17 protein-coding genes are annotated in these 18,847 nt (G+C 40.3%); 11 read left to right on the plus strand and 6 right to left on the minus strand.

Translation table 11 applies throughout. The features are described 5' to 3' along the window. The 5 genes from tnpA to nifJ form a co-directional block, all read left to right on the plus strand. Positions 1–293, plus strand: a 293-nt coding sequence (gene tnpA, locus JZO85_RS16440) for an IS200/IS605 family transposase (protein WP_207109605.1), incomplete at its 5' end; no start/stop codon positions are given. Positions 294–773: 480 nt separating this feature from the next. Continuing rightward, the gene (locus JZO85_RS16445; RefSeq protein WP_207109606.1) at positions 774–1,223 is read left to right on the plus strand and encodes a flavodoxin; all 450 of its coding nucleotides are present in this window, start codon (positions 774–776) and stop codon (positions 1,221–1,223) included. Between the two features lie 29 nt (positions 1,224–1,252). Beyond that, positions 1,253–2,089, plus strand: coding sequence for a sulfide/dihydroorotate dehydrogenase-like FAD/NAD-binding protein (locus tag JZO85_RS16450; protein WP_242550400.1), 837 nt, complete (start codon positions 1,253–1,255; stop codon positions 2,087–2,089). Then, positions 2,082–3,491, plus strand: a complete 1,410-nt coding sequence (gltA, locus tag JZO85_RS16455; RefSeq protein ID WP_207109608.1) for an NADPH-dependent glutamate synthase — start codon at positions 2,082–2,084, stop codon at positions 3,489–3,491. The genes JZO85_RS16450 and gltA overlap by 8 nt, the downstream gene beginning before the upstream one ends. Positions 3,492–3,502: 11 nt before the next feature. After that, the gene (gene nifJ / locus JZO85_RS16460) at positions 3,503–7,036 is read left to right on the plus strand and encodes a pyruvate:ferredoxin (flavodoxin) oxidoreductase (RefSeq protein ID WP_207109609.1); all 3,534 of its coding nucleotides are present in this window, start codon (positions 3,503–3,505) and stop codon (positions 7,034–7,036) included. Positions 7,037–7,158: 122 nt separating this feature from the next. Here nifJ and rpsT read toward each other — a convergent pair whose 3' ends face one another. From rpsT to JZO85_RS16485, 5 genes are all read right to left on the minus strand, one after another. Beyond that, positions 7,159–7,413: a 30S ribosomal protein S20 gene (rpsT, locus tag JZO85_RS16465; protein ID WP_010744899.1), complete on the minus strand. Its 255-nt coding sequence runs from the start codon at positions 7,411–7,413 to the stop codon at positions 7,159–7,161. 209 nt (positions 7,414–7,622) lie between these two features. Continuing rightward, a complete protein-coding gene (locus JZO85_RS16470; RefSeq protein WP_207109610.1) occupies positions 7,623–9,506 on the minus strand; it encodes a heavy metal translocating P-type ATPase in 1,884 nt (627 codons plus the stop codon). A 306-nt stretch (positions 9,507–9,812) separates the two neighbouring features. Further along, complete coding sequence (locus JZO85_RS16475; RefSeq protein ID WP_207109611.1) at positions 9,813–10,646, minus strand: undecaprenyl-diphosphate phosphatase; 834 nt, start codon at positions 10,644–10,646, stop codon at positions 9,813–9,815. 127 nt (positions 10,647–10,773) lie between these two features. Further along, positions 10,774–11,478 (minus strand): histidine phosphatase family protein, encoded by a 705-nt coding sequence (locus JZO85_RS16480; RefSeq protein ID WP_207109612.1) that lies wholly within the window; start codon positions 11,476–11,478, stop codon positions 10,774–10,776. Positions 11,479–11,501: 23 nt separating this feature from the next. After that, on the minus strand, positions 11,502–12,128 hold the full coding sequence (locus tag JZO85_RS16485) for an MBL fold metallo-hydrolase (RefSeq protein ID WP_207109613.1): 627 nt from the start codon (positions 12,126–12,128) through the stop codon (positions 11,502–11,504). Positions 12,129–12,457: 329 nt separating this feature from the next. On the opposite strand from JZO85_RS16485, the gene JZO85_RS16490 reads away from it, so the two are divergent. Together JZO85_RS16490 and JZO85_RS16495 are read left to right on the plus strand one after the other, a co-directional pair. Further along, the gene (locus JZO85_RS16490; protein WP_207109614.1) at positions 12,458–14,800 is read left to right on the plus strand and encodes a helicase C-terminal domain-containing protein; all 2,343 of its coding nucleotides are present in this window, start codon (positions 12,458–12,460) and stop codon (positions 14,798–14,800) included. 65 nt (positions 14,801–14,865) lie between these two features. Further along, the gene (locus JZO85_RS16495) at positions 14,866–15,417 is read left to right on the plus strand and encodes a DUF1697 domain-containing protein (RefSeq protein WP_207109615.1); all 552 of its coding nucleotides are present in this window, start codon (positions 14,866–14,868) and stop codon (positions 15,415–15,417) included. A gap of 28 nt (positions 15,418–15,445) precedes the next feature. Here JZO85_RS16495 and JZO85_RS16500 read toward each other — a convergent pair whose 3' ends face one another. After that, a complete protein-coding gene (locus JZO85_RS16500) occupies positions 15,446–15,937 on the minus strand; it encodes a YajQ family cyclic di-GMP-binding protein (RefSeq protein ID WP_207109616.1) in 492 nt (163 codons plus the stop codon). A 261-nt stretch (positions 15,938–16,198) separates the two neighbouring features. Between JZO85_RS16500 and JZO85_RS16505 the strand changes: the two genes are divergently transcribed. The 4 genes from JZO85_RS16505 to JZO85_RS16520 all read left to right on the plus strand — a co-directional run bounded on the left by JZO85_RS16505 (position 16,199) and on the right by JZO85_RS16520 (position 18,842). After that, positions 16,199–17,098 carry a YitT family protein gene (locus JZO85_RS16505; protein WP_207109617.1) on the plus strand — a complete coding sequence of 300 codons (900 nt, stop codon included), beginning with the start codon at positions 16,199–16,201 and terminating at the stop codon, positions 17,096–17,098. A gap of 96 nt (positions 17,099–17,194) precedes the next feature. Further along, a complete protein-coding gene (locus tag JZO85_RS16510) occupies positions 17,195–17,536 on the plus strand; it encodes an iron-sulfur cluster assembly protein (RefSeq protein ID WP_207109618.1) in 342 nt (113 codons plus the stop codon). Positions 17,537–17,613: 77 nt separating this feature from the next. Next, the gene (locus JZO85_RS16515) at positions 17,614–17,823 is read left to right on the plus strand and encodes a hypothetical protein (RefSeq protein WP_207109619.1); all 210 of its coding nucleotides are present in this window, start codon (positions 17,614–17,616) and stop codon (positions 17,821–17,823) included. Between the two features lie 113 nt (positions 17,824–17,936). Beyond that, positions 17,937–18,842 carry a helix-turn-helix transcriptional regulator gene (locus JZO85_RS16520; protein WP_207109620.1) on the plus strand — a complete coding sequence of 302 codons (906 nt, stop codon included), beginning with the start codon at positions 17,937–17,939 and terminating at the stop codon, positions 18,840–18,842. The last annotated feature ends 5 nt before the right edge of the window (positions 18,843–18,847 follow it).

An 18,847-nucleotide genomic window follows, 5' to 3' on the forward strand; every position in this document is an offset into this window, starting at 1 on the left:
TGCCAGATCATATCCACATGTTAGTAAGAGTTCCACCGAAAATAAGCATTTCTCAGTTCATGGGATTTTTAAAAGGCAGAAGTGCGACTCTGATCCATGAGCAGCATGGAAACTTAGTCTATAAATATGGGAATAAAAGTTTCTGGTCCAAAGGATATTACGTAAGTACAGTGGGGTTGAATCAAAAGACAATCGCAAAATATATAAGAGAGCAGGAATCAGATGATCGTATTCGAGATAGTATAAGTAAACGAGAATACGTTGATCCATTCAAGAGTAAGAAAAAGAAATAAAGTAGCGAGCGCCGAGCGGTTGGCGGTCTTTTGGGAAGCTCCATTTATGGAGTACGTGAGTGGGGACCTCTTCTAGAGGTGTTAAAAAGCCACCCGTTTTCACGGGTGGATGGGTTACTTATAGTTGAGCTATACAATGCTTTTTTTCATCAAAATTACAACTAATCTGCTTGTGATATGTAGGGAAATTAAAAAAACACGTTGAAGGAGTGGTTTATCGAAAAATTAGAATAAAAATCTCTCAGCAATGTTTAATAATTCACATTTTTAAGGTATGATAATACAAAGGTGACAAATACCTAAAGCGATGTGCCAGAAGGGATTTAGTGAGAATTAATCTCAATTAGCAGGTCGGAATTTATGAGAGCCATTTAGTCATTAATTGTTCAAAATTTTATTCCAAAACGATAATAGTCAGCTTGTTCTGGCTTTATATATGCACCACAAATGTATAAACCTATAAAAGAAAGGATGAAAGAAATGACATTAGCAAAAATCGTTTATGCAACTAACACAGGAAACACAGAAGGAATCTCTGAAATTCTGGAGGATGCTTTTGAAGAAATCGGCGTTGACGTAGAACGCGTTGAAGCAGATGATGCAGAGGCAGATTTTTATGAAGATGCAGATATCTGTGTTCTAGCTACTTATACTGATGGAGATGGTGAACTACCGTTTGATTTGGAAGATTTGCACGAAGAGCTGCCAGATGTAGATTTATCAGGAAAAATTTATGGTGTAGTTGGAAGCGGAGATAGCGAATTATATCCTGATTATTTCTGTCAAGCTGCGATTGCTTTTGATGAAGCCTTTGCAAAAACAGGTGCAAAAAAAGCAGCGGAAACAGTGAAAATTGAAAATGAAGCTGATGATGAGGATGAAGAAGTATTGAAAGCATTTGTGAAAGCTTTAGTAGAAGCAGCGGAATAAGAGTCACATTGGAAGAATGGAGTGAGATTTTGTTTAAAGTATTAGAACGTAAGGAACTGGCGCCAACGGAATATGAGATTTTGGTTGAGGCGCCACGAATTGCCAAAAAAGCACAACCAGGGCAGTTTGTGATCTTGCGAATCGACGAACAGGGTGAGCGGATTCCGCTGACAGTCGTGGATACAGACAAAGAAGCGGGTTGGGTACGCTTAATCTTTCAAGTGATCGGCAAATCGACTGCCCAGCTCGCTACTGTTATGGCCGGCGAAGCCCTGATGGATATTGTTGGTCCTCTTGGTAAAGCAACTGACATTGAAAATTATGGTACCGTTCTCTTGGTAGGTGGCGGCGTGGGTATCGCCGCGCTGTTCCCGATCGTCAAAGGACTGAAAGAAGCGGGCAATCATGTAATCACTATTCTTGGAGCAAAAAATAAAGATTTATTGATTCTTCAGGAAGAATGTGCCAAATATTCTGACGAACTGATTTTAATGACTGATGACGGTTCGGTTGGACAAAAAGGGCTGGTTACTCAAGCAATGGAGGATGTTTTTAAACGCGAGGAAATCTCGATGGCTTGGGCAATTGGACCGAGCATTATGATGAAGTTTTGTACAATCACTGCGCAAAAATATGATGTGTCGATTTATGTTTCCTTAAATCCAATTATGATTGATGGAACAGGAATGTGCGGTGGCTGTCGTGTGACGGTGGCTGATTCTATTAAATTTGCCTGTGTTGACGGCCCAGAATTTTTAGGTGAGGAAGTCGACTGGGATGAGTTTGTTAATCGAATGCAGCAGTATCGTCCAGAAGAATTGACGGCTAATGAAAGATATGAAAAGCAGGTGAGTTCAAATGGCTAAACGCAGTTATACAAAAACACCCATGAGAGAACAATCGCCTGAGATTCGAAATCAAAACTTTGATGAAGTTGCTTTAGGTTATAGCTTGGAAGAGGGACAGTTAGAAGCAAGCCGCTGTTTACAGTGTAAAAATGCTCCTTGTATTACAAATTGTCCTGTAATGATCGATATTCCGGGGTTCATCAAGGCAATTGAGGAGGGGGATATGCCCCTAGCCTATGAAATTTTAAGCCGATATACTAATTTACCGGCAATTTGTGGTCGAGTATGCCCTCAGGAAAAACAATGTGAGATGGTTTGCCGTTTAGGCCGCTCGAAAAAATTTGAACCTGTGGCAATCGGAAAACTAGAACGACTTGTTGCGGACTGGGCTCTAGAACAGCCGATTGATTACAAAGAGGTAACTGGTGACAAAGGTCGAGTAGCGGTAATTGGTTCAGGACCTTCTGGCTTAACGGCAGCTGGTGACCTTGTGAAGTTAGGTTATGATGTGACAGTCTATGAAGCGCTGCATGCGCCAGGCGGAGTATTAACTTACGGTATTCCTGAATTCCGCTTACCAAAGCGCATTGTCAAAAAAGAGATTGACCGCATCGTCGCTCAAGGTGTGAAAATCGAAACGAATGTAGTTGTCGGAAAGACAATCACAATGGATGAAATTATCACTGATTTTGATGCTTGCTACTTGTCAGTTGGAGCAGGAGCGCCAAGATTTCAAGGAATCAAAGGAACGTCATTAAATGGTGTTTATTCATCTAGTGAGTATTTAACTCGGGTCAACCTAATGCACGGTTATCAATTTCCGGAATATGATACACCAGTTCAAAAATCTAAAAATGTAGTTGTTATCGGAGGCGGAAACGTCGCGATGGATGCGGCACGTTCGGCTAAACGTTTAGGAGCGGACAAGGTGTCGATTGTCTATCGTCGCTCGTTAGAGGAGTTGCCAGCTCGTGAGGAAGAGTATCACCATTCTGTAGAAGAGGGGATCGAATACCATTGGTTGAGCAATCCGATTGAATACATAGATGATGGCGAGGGACGTTTGAAAGCTGTTAAATGTGTTCAGATGGAGTTAGGCGAACCAGATGAGTCAGGGCGTCGTCGACCGATCGTGATTCCCGGCAGTGAATTCATCATCGAAGCTGACACGGCAATCGAGGCAATTGGTCAAGGGGCTAATAAAGTATTATTAGATACGTTCCCAGAGTTAGCACTGAATAAATGGGGCTATATTGATGCAGATGAAGAGACAAGCGCGACTTCGATTCCTGGTGTGTTTGCCGGTGGCGATATCGTAACAGGTGCCGCGACGGTCATTTTGGCAATGGGCGCCGGAAAAATTGCAGCAAATGAAATTGATCAATACATTCAAAAGACAAGGCAGGAGCAATTGGTCTAAGCGAGGTGCAAATGATGAAAACAATGAAAACAATGGATGGAAACACCGCAGCGGCGCATATCTCTTATGCATTTACTGAAGTTGCCGGAATCTATCCGATCACGCCTAGTTCAACAATGGCAGAGGTCGTTGACGAGTGGGCAGAGCAGGGTCGCAAAAACATTTTTAATGAGACAGTTAAAGTAGTCGAAATGCAATCAGAAGCAGGTGCTGCAGGAACGGTTCACGGTTCTTTGAAAACAGGCGTTTTAACTACGACTTATACAGCTTCACAAGGATTATTGTTAATGATTCCTAATATGTTTAAAATTGCTGGTGAACTACTGCCGACTGTGTTTCATGTAGCTGCTCGAGCAGTGTCTACTAATGCCTTGAGTATTTTCGGGGATCATAGTGATGTAATGGCTGCTCGCCAAACAGGTTTTTGTATGTTGGCAGAAGGTGGCGTTCAGGAAGTTATGGATTTGTCAGCTGTTGCTCATTTAGCGAGTATCGAAGGCAAATTGCCATTCATGAATTTCTTTGATGGATTTAGAACAAGTCATGAACTGCAAAAAATTGAAGTCATTGATTATGAAGACTTGAAAGCAATGATGAACTGGGAGGCATTAGCTGAATTTAGAAGATTGGGTATGAATCCGAATCGACCTAACGTATCGGGTACAGCGCAAAACCCAGACATTCATTTTCAACAAAGAGAAACAGTCAACCGCTATTATGACGAAATGCCTGCAATCGTTCAGAAGTACATGGGGAAAATCAATGAGCTGCGTGGTACAGATTATGATTTGACCAATTATTACGGTGATCCAGAGGCGACAGAAGTGATAATTGCGATGGGCTCTGCTTCACCAACAATTCAGCAAACAGTGGACTATCTAAATGCCAATGGCCGTAAAGTCGGTTTTATCGACATTCATTTATACCGTCCATTCCCAGCTGAAAATCTATTGGCGAAATTACCGACAACAGTGGAAAAAGTAGCAGTACTTGACCGAACAAAAGAACCTGGATCAGATGGTGAGCCTCTATTATTAGATGTTCAAAGTGTTCTTTATCGACATACAAACCGTCCAATCGTTATTGGCGGCCGTTATGGAATTGCATCAAAAGACGTGACACCAGATCAGATCGTTGCTGTTTTCGATCAGATGCTCTTACCCGCAACTGAAATGAAGCAACGTTTCACTGTCGGAATCAAAGATGATGTAACGAACCTATCTTTACCTATGAACGATGTTTTGGACCTAACACCAAAATCCACCTTCCAAGCAAAATTCTGGGGGTTGGGTTCAGATGGTACTGTAGGAGCAAACAAACAGGCGATTAAGATTATTGGGAATAATACAGATTATTATGCTCAAGCTTATTTCTCCTATGATTCCAAGAAATCGGGCGGCTTGACGAATTCTCACTTACGTTTTGGTAAAGAGCCGATACTTTCTACCTATAATGTTGAAGCTGCAGATTTTGTCGGCTGTCATAATAGTGCATACATTCATCAATATGATTTGGTGAAGGGCTTGAAAGACGGCGGAACCTTCCTGCTGAATACTGTTTGGGATGAAGAGAGAGTCAAAACATTACTGCCGAATCGGATTAAGCGTTATTTAGCTGAACATAATATCAATTTCTATATTATCAATGCGATGGAGATTGCACAAAAAACAGGTCTAGGTGGTCGGATTAACCAAGTGATGTCAACAGCTTTCTTTGAGCTAACGGATATTATGGATCACGAAACCTATTTGCCATTGTTAAAAGCAGAGGTCGATGCGGCCTATGGTAAGAAATCTAGAACAATAGTTGAACGCAACTGGCAAGCGATCGATGCGACTGTAGCTGAGTTGAAGAAAATTGAGATACCAGCTGAGTGGGCAGAGATAGAAGTGAAGCCGCTTGTAAATGCGGATGATTCAAATAAACCAGCGTACATTCGCAATATTCTTGACCCAATCAATCGTCAAGAAGGAAATCAGCTTTCAGTCAATGATTTGATTGAAAACGGCATGTTAGGTGGAGTAATGCCTTCTGGCACTGCAGCCTATGAGAAGCGTGGAATTGCTTTGGAGGTTCCTGAATGGATTCCTGAAGCATGTACGATGTGTAATGAGTGTGCCTTTGTTTGTCCTCATGCGGCAATTCGACCATTTCTGGCGGATGAAGAAGAGATGGAGGCAGCACCTGAAGGCTTTATCACTCGTGATATGCGCGGAAAAGATGGCTTTAACTATCGCATTCAAGTTTCATTGGAAGATTGCACGGGTTGCGGACTCTGTGTAGAAGCATGTCCGGCGAAAGAAAAGGCGCTAGTTATGAAGTCTTACGAAGATCAAAAAGAACAAGCTGTAAACTGGGCGTTTGCAATGACTCTGCGTCAAAAAGAGAATCCAGCGAAGAAATTCTCGGTGAAGGGTTCACAATTTGAGCAACCATTGCTTGAGTTCTCTGGCGCTTGTGCAGGTTGTGGAGAAACTCCTTATGTGAAGCTATTAACTCAGCTGTTTGGTGATCGAATGATGATTGCCAACACTACCGGTTGTTCTTCTATCTGGGGCGGATCAGCACCAGCAACGCCATATACTGTCAACAAAGATGGCAGAGGACCTGCCTGGAGTAATTCTCTGTTTGAAGATAATGCAGAATATGGTTTAGGAATGCATATGGCAAATCTGACAAAACGAAACCGTCTGGCCAATAAAGTACTGACGGCTCTGGAAAAGGGAATTGGTTCTGAAGATACAAAAGCTCAATTGCAGGATTGGTTGGACCATATGTCTGAAGGCGAAGGCAGCCAGCAACGTGCGGCTAAATTGCGCGCTACTTTAACTGAAGAAGCTAATGAAGAATTGCAGGCAATCTTAGCCGACAATGAAATGTTTGCGAAACCAAGCCAATGGATCATCGGCGGGGACGGCTGGGCCTACGATATCGGCTTTAGTGGTATCGATCATGTGCTGGCTTCTGGTGAAGATGTGAATATCCTCGTTATGGATAACGAAGTGTATGCCAATACGGGTGGTCAAATGTCGAAAGCAACACCATCAGCTGCTATTGCGAAATTTGCAGCCGGCGGTAAGAAGACGAAGAAAAAAGATCTTGGCATGATCGCGATGACTTATCGTGATGTTTATGTAGCACAAGTGGCGATTGAAGCCAATCCTACTCAAGCGTTGAAAGCTATCCAAGAGGCAGAAGCTTACCCAGGGCCTTCATTGATTATCGGTTATACTCCTTGTATCAACCACGGGATTCGTGGCGGTATGAGCCAATCAATTGAAGAGTCGAAGAAAGCGGTAGAATCTGGTTACTGGCCGCTTTATCGCTATGATCCTGTTCGTGCACAAAAAGGAAAAGATCCAATGCGTATCGACTTTAAGAAAACTGATTTCAGCAAGATGAATGCCTTCCTTGAAGGACAGACTCGTTTCTCTGCTTTGCATAATATTAAAAAAGATGATGAGTTAGTAGAAGAAATGCTGAATCAAACAGTTGAAGATATGGAAGAGCGTGTGAAAAGTTATACAGAACTAACAAATAAGTAAGAACGACAAATAGCGTTGATACAAAATTGTATCGACGCTATTTTTATTGTCTTAACTCCTTGCTCGAAAAGGCAGCTATCAATTTGAGCAAATAAAAAAACCGATCAAAAGATCGGTTTTTATTATTTAGCTAATTTTTTTGCAAGACGCGCTTTATCACGGTTTGCTTTGTTTTTGTGAATCAAACCTTTTGATTCAGCCATATCGATTGCTTTAGCAGCTTCTTTGTAAAGGTCGTTCATATTTTCAGCGCCAGCAGCAGCAGCCTCTTCAAATTTTTTAACAGTAGTACGCATTGCGCTCATTTGTGATGAGTTTTTAGCGTTAGCAGCTTCGCTAGTGCGAACACGTTTGATTGCAGATTCAATGTTTGGCATGGATTTCACCTCCGAATTCAGTCTTATACGGTTTTTGCCGTACAATTCAACATTACTCATTATACATAAAGCCGCTTTTCAATGCAATAAAATCGTGACAAGTTTTTTTCCTTAACAGAAAATAAGTTGAAAAACAAGTGATTAAAGAGTAAATCGAATCAAAAGAAATCACCACAATAATTATTCAGACTTTGTGGTGACCAGAGTTTTTACTGGGCTGCTTTATAGAGCGGGCAGGTCGTGCATTTTGTTTCATCAAGCTTTATGAGCTCTTTTAACGGAAACAGCATTCGCAAGCCATTCAAAATTACGAGAATAGTGCTGCCTTCATGGCCGACTACACCCAGAGGAAGTGTCAGAAACTGCAAGAAGTTGCTTGCAATCAGCAAAACGATCACACTTAAAGAAAATACAATGTTTTGCCGAACGATCCGTTTCATTTTCTTTGCTAAGCGATGACTGTACATCAACTTAGTTAGATCGTTTTTCATTAAAACCATATCAGAGACTTCCATCGCGACATCCGTTCCTTCACCCATGGCGATCCCTATGCTGGCAGTTGCTAAAGCGGGAGCATCGTTGATACCATCTCCAACCATCGCATTGATACTGTAGCCTTTTTGCTGTTGCTTCACTAAGTCTGTTTTATCCGCAGGAAGACAGCCTCCGTGAAAGTCATTCAGTCCTAATTGCTGAGCGACATATTTGGCAGCACCAGGATTATCACCCGTAAGCATGACTGTTTCCACATTTTGAGCTTGGAAATAACCGATAACTTCTTTGGTATGAGGTTTTGGCAGGTCCATCAAAGCTAGTAATGCAATAATTTGTTCATTTTTACTAAGGACAACAACCGTTTTTCCCTCCTCATGCCATTGTTCGATTAAGGGATGACATTGCGCTTTCGTCGGTTTACCAAGCTGCCAAACCTGGTGCTGATAAGTTGTTTCTAAACCAAATCCGGCACGTTCCTCTACTTGAAGCTCTAAGGCTTCTTCGTCTTTGAAAAAGTTAGTAATTGCTACAGCCAATGGATGTGTGGACTGACGTTCCATCGAGTAGAACAATTGCGGGATCAATGGATCATTAGAAAAAGTTTTATATTCAGTTACTCGTGGTTTTCCTTGGGTCAACGTTCCAGTCTTATCAAAAGAGATTGCCCGCAGATCAGCAAGTTTTTCTAACGTTTTCCCGGATTTGAATAAAATACCTTTCTTGGCACCATTGGAGATCGCCGCTAAAGTAGCAGGTGTAGCAGAAGCTACTAAGGCACAAGGGGAGGCAACGACTAGCAAGACCATTCCGCGGTAAAAACTCTCAGTAAAGCTCCAGCCTAATAAAAAGTGTGTTAATAAAATCATCAAAGGGACTGCTAGTAAAACAATTTTGACATAGACATTCTCAATTTTTTCAATGAACGTTGCAGTGGCACTTTGTTCATTTTGCGCGTTCTCAACTAGTCGTAAAATTTGCGCGAATAAAGTATCGCTGCTGTTTTTAGTTACTTCCAGAGTAAAAGCTTGTCCTAAGTTGATTGTTCCTCCGAAAGCTTCGTCATTGACTGCTTTTTCCACTGGTACAGATTCACCGGAGATTGCCGACTCATCAATCGAGGAAGCACTAAGCATCCGACCATCAATCGGGACCGCTTTTCCTTTGGGTACAAAAACAAAATCTCCCAATTTCAACTCTTCAACAGGAACAGTGACATGTTCACCATCAATAATTTTTAAGGCTTCATTTGGCGCCACATTCATCAAAGCAGTAATTTCTTTGGTACTTTTATTAGTAGCGTATTCCTCTAAAGCACCGCTTAAACAAAAGATAAATGTCAGCATTGCACCTTCAAACCAATTTCCAATTAAACATGCGCCAATCGCCGCTAAAGCCATCAGCAAGTCGACATTCAACGTATGGTCATGGACTAATTCATTGATACCTTCATAAGTCTGTTTCCAACCGCCGCTAATGATCGCTAAAACGAAAAATACGGGATAGATGGGCTGGGAAAGCCCGATTAGAATTTTACCAATAACTAAAAACAATAAACAGAAAAGGGTAGAGAGAAAAGCATTACGTTCTTTCTTACTCATCACTTTTCCTCCTTTCTTCATTATAAGGGCTCTTTTTCTCATTGCTCATGAGTAATTAGGACTCGCAAAATGAAAGTGTCGTCCTTTCACTATCATAGTATCACATTTATGCATGTAATTGATAATCAATTCGTCTAATTGAGAACGAAAGTGATTATCAATTAGTGTTGAGAATGACTATCATTAGTATTTACAAGAGAGAAAGGCAATAAATTAAGGAGAATCACGAATGCTTATCAGTATTTCAATTTATAATTAGTATTGTTAAATTTAAGCAATAAAAAAGATCTGCAAAAGATGCAGACCTTACATAGCAATCAGCCAATAGCCGATCAAGATGATTCCCAAAACGATTCGGTACCAGCCAAAAGCGGTAAAATCATTTCGTTTGATGTAATCCAATAAGAATTTAATTGCGATGATCGAAACCACAAAGGCTGTGACCATCCCAACGAGCAGAACAACGATTTCGGCGCCTCCAAAGGAATTGCCCTTCAGTAAAAATTTAACGATTTTCAGGCCACTGGCACCAAACATTACTGGTATCCCAAGGAAAAACGAGAATTCTGTCGCTACATAGCGTGAACAGCCGATAATGATCGCACCTAGAATCGTAGCTCCTGAACGTGATGTCCCAGGAATTAACGAGAGCAGCTGGAACGCTCCAACGATCAAGGCAGCTTTATAAGTAAAATCGTTTAGGCTTGTACATTTTGGCGCCTTCGTTTTATTGTGCCGTTCAACAACGATAAACGCAACCCCATAAACGATCAACATGATCGCTACTGGCAAGAACTTGTGAAAATGAGCTTCTAAAAAATCATCTAATGGAAGTCCGATCACAGCTGCTGGCAGACAAGCAATGATTACCTTGAACCATAATGTCCAAGTATCCTGCTTTTCTTCGTGAGTTTTACTGGGAGCGAAGGGATTCAATTTAGTAAAATATAAAACCACGACTGCTAAAATCGCACCTAACTGAATCACGACATTAAACATTTCAATAAAGGCAGGGGACATGTTTAGTTTGATGAATTCATCAGCTAAGATCAAATGACCAGTAGAAGAAATCGGAAGCCACTCGGTTATTCCTTCAACAATCCCAAGAATAATTGCTTTAAAAATATTGGCAATAAGCATTAAGTATACGTCCTTTCAAGTTAATAACAATAATCAGTATACCGTTTCACCTTTGAAAAGACCATCGAAAAAAAGCTAAGCTTTTTTTAAGAAAAAAAACTGCCAGCAAAAGCTGACAGTTGAAGTTCTATGCATCTGTGTGATCTGAGATTGTTTTCCCACGTTCCATATAACTGATATCATTGATTGCACGAATAGAAAATTCGCCATTTTCATAGCGGAGACGGTTGATACTACCGTTTAATAAATTTGCACGAACCGGTTGTTTTGAATCGATCAAACTCAGTAAGAATGCGATGGTCAGACCGTGAGAAACAATCAGTACATTTCCTCCACCTTGCTTTTCGCGATTTTGTGCGATATCTTCAAAGCCGCTCCAAACACGGTCACGCAATTGTGAATAAGATTCAGCCCAGTTTGCTGTGTCTGCACCTTCAACAGCATTGGCAATCTCCTCGAAACTGACATCAGTTGCAAATAAATCATCTTCTGTTTTGAAATTCAATACGCGTGGTAAAACCCCCCACATTTCCGCATCATACGCACCTTCTAATGAACCAAAACACCATTCACGAATGCGCGGATCCACGTGATAAGGAATATCTTTTCCTTCAGGATGCTCACTTAAAAGGATGCGCATTGTTTCAATAGCTCTGCCAGAATCACTTGAATAGGCTTCTTCAAATTTTGTATCTTGCAAACCTAAACCTACATAATGGATACCTTCACGACCACTCTTGGTCAGTGGTGTATCACACCAGCCTTGTACCCGTGCCAACGTATTGAACATCGTTTTACCATGTCGAACAATATAAAGATTTGTTTCTGCCATATTTAAAACCTCCAAAAAGTTGATTAATTAAAGAATGGATTTGTATCGATCTCGCGACCGATCGTTGTTGCTTCACCGTGACCTGGATAAGCCGCAAGCTCATGAGGAAGGGTGAACAAATAAGTTTTGATGCTGTAAAGCAATTGCTGCATGTCCCCAGTATATAAATCAGTGCGCCCAATACTGCCTCTAAACAATGCGTCACCTACAACGACAAAATCATCAAAGATGAAGCTGACACTGCCAATCGAATGGCCTGGCGTTGGAACGACTTGGAAAGTCATGCCCCCAATCGTGTATTCTTTCATTTCAAATTCATACTCTGCCGGCTGCACGATTAAGTCGGGCATATTATCATGGCGACCTAAACCAGAAAGATTTAAGATTGGATCACCTAACCATTTCTGTTCCAGCGGATTCACATAAACAGGAATACCATATTTATTTCGGATCTGTTCCACTGCACCAATGTGGTCATAGTGAGTATGGGTCAAGAGAATCGCCTGTGGTGTTTTTCCAATCCGCTCAATCTCTTGTATCAAGCGATCGCCTTCTGAACCTGGATCAACGACCAATAAATTTTTCTCATTATGAATCAAATAGCAATTTTCTTGCGCGATTCCGGTAACAAAACCCTCGATTTGAATCATTATTTTCCTCCCTGAAACGTAAAGTAATTTTCTTTGGTTTGATTCATTCTACTGGCCGGATAAAATTTTTTTGCCAGTAACAAAACTCAATATCACAAATACCTTCTTCATTATACCTTAAAAGTAAAAAAATTGTGGCTTCCCTGTACGATTTTGATAAATCAAATGAATGATGACAATGATAAGCCATAAAGAAAGGAAGGAAGATATTTTTAGTAGAAACTGTCTAAAAGAATAAGACTTGACGAGTACATAAAAATCTTCTATGGTGAAACAGCAAAAAGATTTTAACGAACCATTTAAGATGGGACAAAGAATGAGGTGACAATGTGGCAGTCAAAAAAATTGCGATTCGTGAGCTCGTTGAGTTCATCCTGCGCAGCGGAAGCATTGACGAAGGGAAAAGCAGCAATCATACACCTCAAGAAGGCGCACGGATTCATCGCCAATTGCAAAAAGAGGGCGGCTCAGGATACCAAAAAGAGGTTTGGTTAAAGAAACTCGTTGAGATCGCTGAAACTGCTGTTCAAATCGAAGGTCGAGCAGACGGCATTTATATAGAAGAAGATCGTGTATTTATCGATGAAATAAAAACATCAGAAACACCAATTGAAGAGCTAGAGACTGGCATCATTGATTTGTATTTTTATCAAGCGATGGTTTATGCCTATATCTATAGTGAGCAGGAGGGGTTAGCAGAAATCAGTACACGTTTAACATATTTTCAAACGACAGAAGAAAAGATTACACGCCAGATTCGAACGTTTACTTTTGAAGAACTGACTGATTTTTTCAATGACCTGATCAAGCGTTATGAAAGCTGGTTGGTGTTTCAAATGGAGTGGCGAGAAACTCGCAACAGTTCTTTGAAATCTCTGACCTTTCCGTTTGATACTTATCGTGAAGGTCAAAGAGAACTGGCCGCCGCAGTCTATAAAACGATTCACGCTCAGCAAAAGCTTTTTGTTGAAGCACCTACTGGAACGGGCAAAACAATGTCGACGCTTTTTCCAGCGTTTAAAGCGATGGGTGAAGAGCTGGGAGAACGGATATTTTATCTGACGGCGAAGACAATTACACGACAAGTAGCTGAAGAGACAGTTACTAAAATTACAAAAAAGGATGCACGCGTAAAAAGTGTTACGTTGACCGCCAAAGATAAGATCTGCTTTTTGACTGAGAGAAATTGCACGCCCGAGCATTGCCCTTTTGCCAAGGGCTACTACGATCGCGTGAATGACGGCTTGTGGGATATGCTGAATAACGAGGATCAATACACTCGTCCGGTTATTGAAGACTATGCTAGAAAACATGAGCTTTGTCCTTTTGAGCTCTCATTGGATGTCAGCCGTTTTTGTGATTTAGTGGTAGGAGATTACAATTATCTGTTTGATCCAACAGTTTATTTGCGCCGTTTTTTCGAAGAAGAAAATAAAACGAATTTAGTGTTAGTCGATGAAGCCCACAATTTGGTCAATCGCTCAAAAGAAATGTATTCAGCAAGTATTTCTAGAGAAAGCATAGCTCAAATACAAAAGGATTTGGATAAATCCTTTAAAAAACTAAACAAAGCCTTTATAAGAGTTGATAATGAGTTCGAATTAATTCATCAATCTTTGAATGGAGAAGCCTATCATCATCAACAAGCCGCGCCGGAAAACTTGATTAACAGCCTATTCAAACTTCAGGAACAAATCAAGGAATGGTTAGCAGAAAATCCTGACCATCCAGTCCAGCAAAAAATGCTGCCGGTTTATTTTGAAATCCTTCGTTTTACCCGCATGAGCGAGTTTTATGACGACCATTATCAGACTACTGTCGAACACAAGAGTTATGATTTGATTGTTAAAGAGTATTGTATTGATCCTTCATGGTTTTTAGAACAAACAATGGAAAAAGTCGGCAGCAGTATTCTATTCTCTGCCAGCTTTTCACCTTTGGATTATTATCAAGAGGTTTTAGGTGGGGGTGAGAACGGATTGACTTATCGCTTACCTAGCCCATTTCCAAGAGAGAATCGTCTAGTTATGGTAGATGCAAGTGTTCAGACTACGTATCAAAAAAGGACTCAAAGTATTCCGCAAATTGCGGCAGCAATCGAGCGTTTAGTTAAAACTAAAACTGGAAATTACTTGGTTTTCTTTCCGTCATTTCAATATTTGGATCAAGTCGCGGATTATTTTCATGATGTTTACCCAGAATACATGATCCAAATCCAGGGCTCAAAATTGAACGAAGCCGAGCGGGAGGAATTTTTAGCTGCTTTTGTTGATCGTCCTGAAGAAACATTGATTGGATTTTGTGTGTTAGGAGGAATATTCTCAGAAGGAATTGATTTGGCGGGTGAACGTTTGATTGGAACAGTTGTAGTAGGCGTTGGCTTGCCGCAGGTCAATCATGAACAAGAATTGATCAAGGAATATTATGATGAAAAAAGGAATCAGGGCTTTAGCTATGCTTACCAATTACCTGGAATGAATAAAGTCATCCAAGCAGCTGGTCGAGTCATTCGAACAATGGAAGATCAAGGAATCATCTTGCTATTAGATCAACGCTATACTAATCCCCACTATCAAAATTTATTACCAACCAGTTGGTCAGATCGCAGAGTTGTTTATGGGCCTGCAGAAGTTGAGCGTGCAGCGACTGACTTTTGGCAAAAAATAAAGTAATTAAGTGCCGCTTGAAAGCAACAATAGCCAATAACAGCTCTATTAAAAGAAAGGGGGAGAAGGTGTTGACGACTTATGTTGGGTTTCTTCGAGGATTGAATGTTGGTGGTAAAAATAAAGTAAATATGCTTGATTTACGGACAGCGATCGAGACCTTTGGTTATCAAAAAATCACAACAGTGGGTAATACTGGAATTATTATTTTCAATACTGAGCAGCTCATCAAGGATGAGGAATTAGCCAATCAGTTGACAGAAGTAATCGGGATAAGAATTCAGCTTGTCTTGATGCAGCTTAATGAACTAGAAAAGTTAGTTGCTCGATTACCTGATTGGTGGAACCAGAGAGACGATTGGCGGCACAATGCGATTTTCTTTTTAGAAGAATACAATGCTAGCCGATTGCAGCCAATCGTTGATCATTTAGATAGAACTATCGAACAAGCGATACTTATTGAAAACACCTTATTCTGGTCTTCAGCTTTTAAGGAACGAAAACTATATTATCGCAGTCAATATGCCAAACTCCTTAAAAATGATGCCTACCCATATATGACAATTAGAAATGCGAATACTTTAAATAAGGTTATAAAAAAGGCGAAAGAAATTAATAACTGAAAGAAAAAAAGCCGACAATTGTCGGCTTTTAACGATAATTGATGAATTGGACATCAATCGGTAATTCGATTTCTTTTACTAATGCAATGACTTGTTGCAAATCATCACGATTTTTCCCTGTTACGCGTAAACGGTCATCTTGAATTTGAGCCTTTACTTTCATTTTACTGTTTTTTATTGCTGTCGTGATTTTCTTTGCACTTTCCTTATCGATTCCATTAACGAGCTCAGCCGCTTGTCGTGCATTTCCGCCCAGAGCATGCTCCGAAGCAGAGAATTGGATATTCTTTAGAGGAACACCGCGTTTGATCAGCTTACTGAACAATACGTCTTTGACCTGTTCCACCTTATATTCATCCTCAGCCTTGATAACCAGCTGATTGCCTTCTAGTTTGATGTCGAACAAACTCCCCTTGAAGTCAAACCGATTCTTTAACTCTTTCAAGGCAATTTGGACGCCATTTTTTACCTCCTCTTTGTTCAATTCTGAAACGATATCAAAACTTGCATCTTTAGCCATAGACAGCCTCCTTATTTGGTTAGAGCATCACTAATCACTCAACAAAATTCTCGTGTTGAAAAGTCCTTCAAACTTGTTGTATGAGTGATTTTTTCAATAAATTTTGAAGAGTGAAAGTGATATCCTAATTCTTTTCTTTTAGTTTATCAAAAATTGCTAAGAAAGCCATGATTATTCTCCAATAAGTCATTGAAAACGATTGATTAATAATGAGAGAACCTGTTACTCTATTATAGGTTTGAATTGAAGGGGGAATATCGGATGCAGAAGGTTATTAATTATACATCCAAGGATTTAGCAAAAAAAATCCTTGTCATTCTATTTACTGGTTTGACCGGGGCGGTCGGCTTGAATTATTTCTTGATTCCAGCAAATGTTTTTTCAGCTGGTATGACTGGGATTGCTCAAATTGCAGAGCACTTGCTTTCAAATGCAGGTCTATCGATTGACACCGGAATTTTGATTTTTCTTTTGAATGTTCCGGTATTCATTTTAGGTTTTATTAAATTAGGAAAGTCTGCGATGATCTTGAGTTTTGCCAACGTGATCTCGATGTCCATCTTCACAACATTCGTACCTGTTGGGCAAGTCACTGATAATGTATTAATGAATGCGATTACTGGTGGTGTATTGCTGGGGATCGGTGCAGGGCTTTCATTGAAATTTGGTTTTACGACTGGCGGTCTAGATATTATTTCGCTTTTGTTATCAAAAACAACTGGACGGACAGTCGGAAACTACATGATGCTATTAAATGGTGTCATCGTCGTTGTTGCAGGTTTTTTCTTTACTTGGGAAAGCGCGCTGTATACGATCATCACAATTTTTACTATGAGTACAGTTGTTGACTATGTCCACACGAGTCACCAGAAGATGACTGCTTTTGTCAACACTAGCAAAAGTTCGGAAATGTGCGCGGCTTTGAGTCGTGAGCTGCTTCGTGGTTTGACCGTTATACCAGCTCGCGGCGGTTTTAGCTCCAGCGAACGAGAAGTAATCATGATTGTTTTTACTCGTTATGAATTATACACACTAAAACAAGTGGTAGCAGATGTTGATCCAAACTCATTTACTAACATCGTCGCAACGGATTCTGTTGTAGGAACATTTTTGACACAAGATGAACAAAATCTGTTAAAAAAATCCCAAGTGAGCAAATAATGATTGTCAATTGAGAATGAACAGGTTTCAATTCTCATTTACAAAAGTCGCTGGATAGAGTAAAATACTCTTGAAACTCGAAAGGGAGTGGAGCAGGTGGAAGAAAACACACAAAAATGGACCGATACAGAAGTTGCTGAAATTAAAGAGACTATTTTGACCGCTTTAGAATCAGTCATTGACCCAGAGTTAGGGATTGATATTGTCAATCTTGGTTTGATTTATGAAGTTGATTTTGAACAAACTGGGAATACTGTGATCAAAATGACTTTGACCACTATGGGATGTCCGTTGGCAGATGTGCTGACCGATAGTATCCAATCAGCTTTAGCTGAAATTCCAGAAGTAACGAATGTAGAAGTGAAGCTTGTTTGGTATCCAGCATGGACCACCGATAAGATGAGCCGTTATGCGCGGATTGCTTTGGGTATTCGCTAATTTATCAAGAAAGTTTGTCTCCTCTTTATTTAAGGGGAGGCTTTTTTTGTTATAATTACTTAAAGAGGTGACGTATTTTGAATGACTATGAGCTATCAGATTATTTAGCTGCAAAAAAATCATTAACTTCAACGCTGCATAAAATTGAGCAAGCAATTCTATCACTAGAAGAAAAACAGGCAGTTGGCCGAAATATGAAGGCTCAGATTACATTATCAAGGGAACGCGTCAAAGCATTGAAGCTTTCCCTCGCATTAATCGATCGAGAAATTAATGAACTGTCGTAAGAAAAACAAAGATAGAACATGGTAAAAAATGTTTTATCTTTTTTTCTTTTTCTAATATGACAGCTTGTTGTCGCATTATTGTTGGTATAGTTTTACTGAAAGGACGGAGTTTTATGCAGATCGAACGGTTGGTGAGAATGATTTTTTATATTGTCAGCCATAAACAAGTTACTGCAAAAGAGTTGGGAGAGTACTTCAATGTTTCAACACGAACGATTTATCGCGATATTACAACGTTGACGTTGTCTGGTATTCCAATTTTGTCAAAAAAAGGAGCTGGCGGGGGAATCTCATTGATGGATGGGTATGCCTTGAACAAATCCTTTTTGACGACGGAAGAACAAATCCAGGTGTATCAGGGATTGCAAATCCTACAAGCAGCAAATTATCCAGATGCTGAGCAAGCGCTGAATAAAATCGGTGCGCTGTTTGATCAGCCACTATCAGACGAATGGCTTGAAATTGACTTTAGTTATTGGGGAAGCAGCGATGAAGAGAAAATTACAATCGCAGAACTGCGGAGAGCCATCACCAAAAAGTACGTGTTGACCTTCGAGTATTTTAATTCCGAACTACAGCGCTCTGAAAGAAAAGTTGATCCCCTGCGTTTGATTTTCAAATCGCACGCTTGGTATATCGTCGGCTACTGCCATGATAATCAAGCCTTTCGAGTATTCCGTTTATCGCGTATGAAAAGAATCCATGTTACAGTTGAGACTTTTGAACGCATGTTGCCTGAGGGTTTCTCATTAACTAATTCTGCGTATGGCGCGGATTATACATTATTCAAATTACACTTTTCACCTGAAATGGCTTATCGTTTGTTCGATGAGTTTCATGAGGATCAGGTTAAGCGATGCTCAGACGGCAGTTTTTTAGTAACTGTCCAATATCCATTAAATGAGTGGACATACCATCGACTGCTTTCATTTGGTCATTATATGGAAATTATCGAACCGGTAGAGGCGCAAAAAGAAGTGAAAAAGCGTGCGATGAAAATCGCAGAAAAATATAACTAGGAGGA

The sequence above is a fragment of the Candidatus Enterococcus murrayae genome (assembly GCF_017315985.1).
GTDB lineage: Bacteria > Bacillota > Bacilli > Lactobacillales > Enterococcaceae > Enterococcus_A > Enterococcus_A murrayae.

Coding starts and splice junctions, on each gene's coding strand:
- JZO85_RS16445 (WP_207109606.1), top strand. CDS start 774: ATGACATTAGCAAAAATCGTTTATGCAACTAACACAGGAAACACAGAA.
- gltA (WP_207109608.1), top strand. CDS start 2,082: ATGGCTAAACGCAGTTATACAAAAACACCCATGAGAGAACAATCGCCT.
- nifJ (WP_207109609.1), top strand. CDS start 3,503: ATGATGAAAACAATGAAAACAATGGATGGAAACACCGCAGCGGCGCAT.
- rpsT (WP_010744899.1), bottom strand. CDS start 7,413: ATGCCAAACATTGAATCTGCAATCAAACGTGTTCGCACTAGCGAAGCT.
- JZO85_RS16470 (WP_207109610.1), bottom strand. CDS start 9,506: ATGAGTAAGAAAGAACGTAATGCTTTTCTCTCTACCCTTTTCTGTTTA.
- JZO85_RS16475 (WP_207109611.1), bottom strand. CDS start 10,646: ATGCTTATTGCCAATATTTTTAAAGCAATTATTCTTGGGATTGTTGAA.
- JZO85_RS16480 (WP_207109612.1), bottom strand. CDS start 11,478: ATGGCAGAAACAAATCTTTATATTGTTCGACATGGTAAAACGATGTTC.
- JZO85_RS16485 (WP_207109613.1), bottom strand. CDS start 12,128: ATGATTCAAATCGAGGGTTTTGTTACCGGAATCGCGCAAGAAAATTGC.
- JZO85_RS16500 (WP_207109616.1), bottom strand. CDS start 15,937: ATGGCTAAAGATGCAAGTTTTGATATCGTTTCAGAATTGAACAAAGAG.
- JZO85_RS16505 (WP_207109617.1), top strand. CDS start 16,199: ATGCAGAAGGTTATTAATTATACATCCAAGGATTTAGCAAAAAAAATC.
- JZO85_RS16520 (WP_207109620.1), top strand. CDS start 17,937: ATGCAGATCGAACGGTTGGTGAGAATGATTTTTTATATTGTCAGCCAT.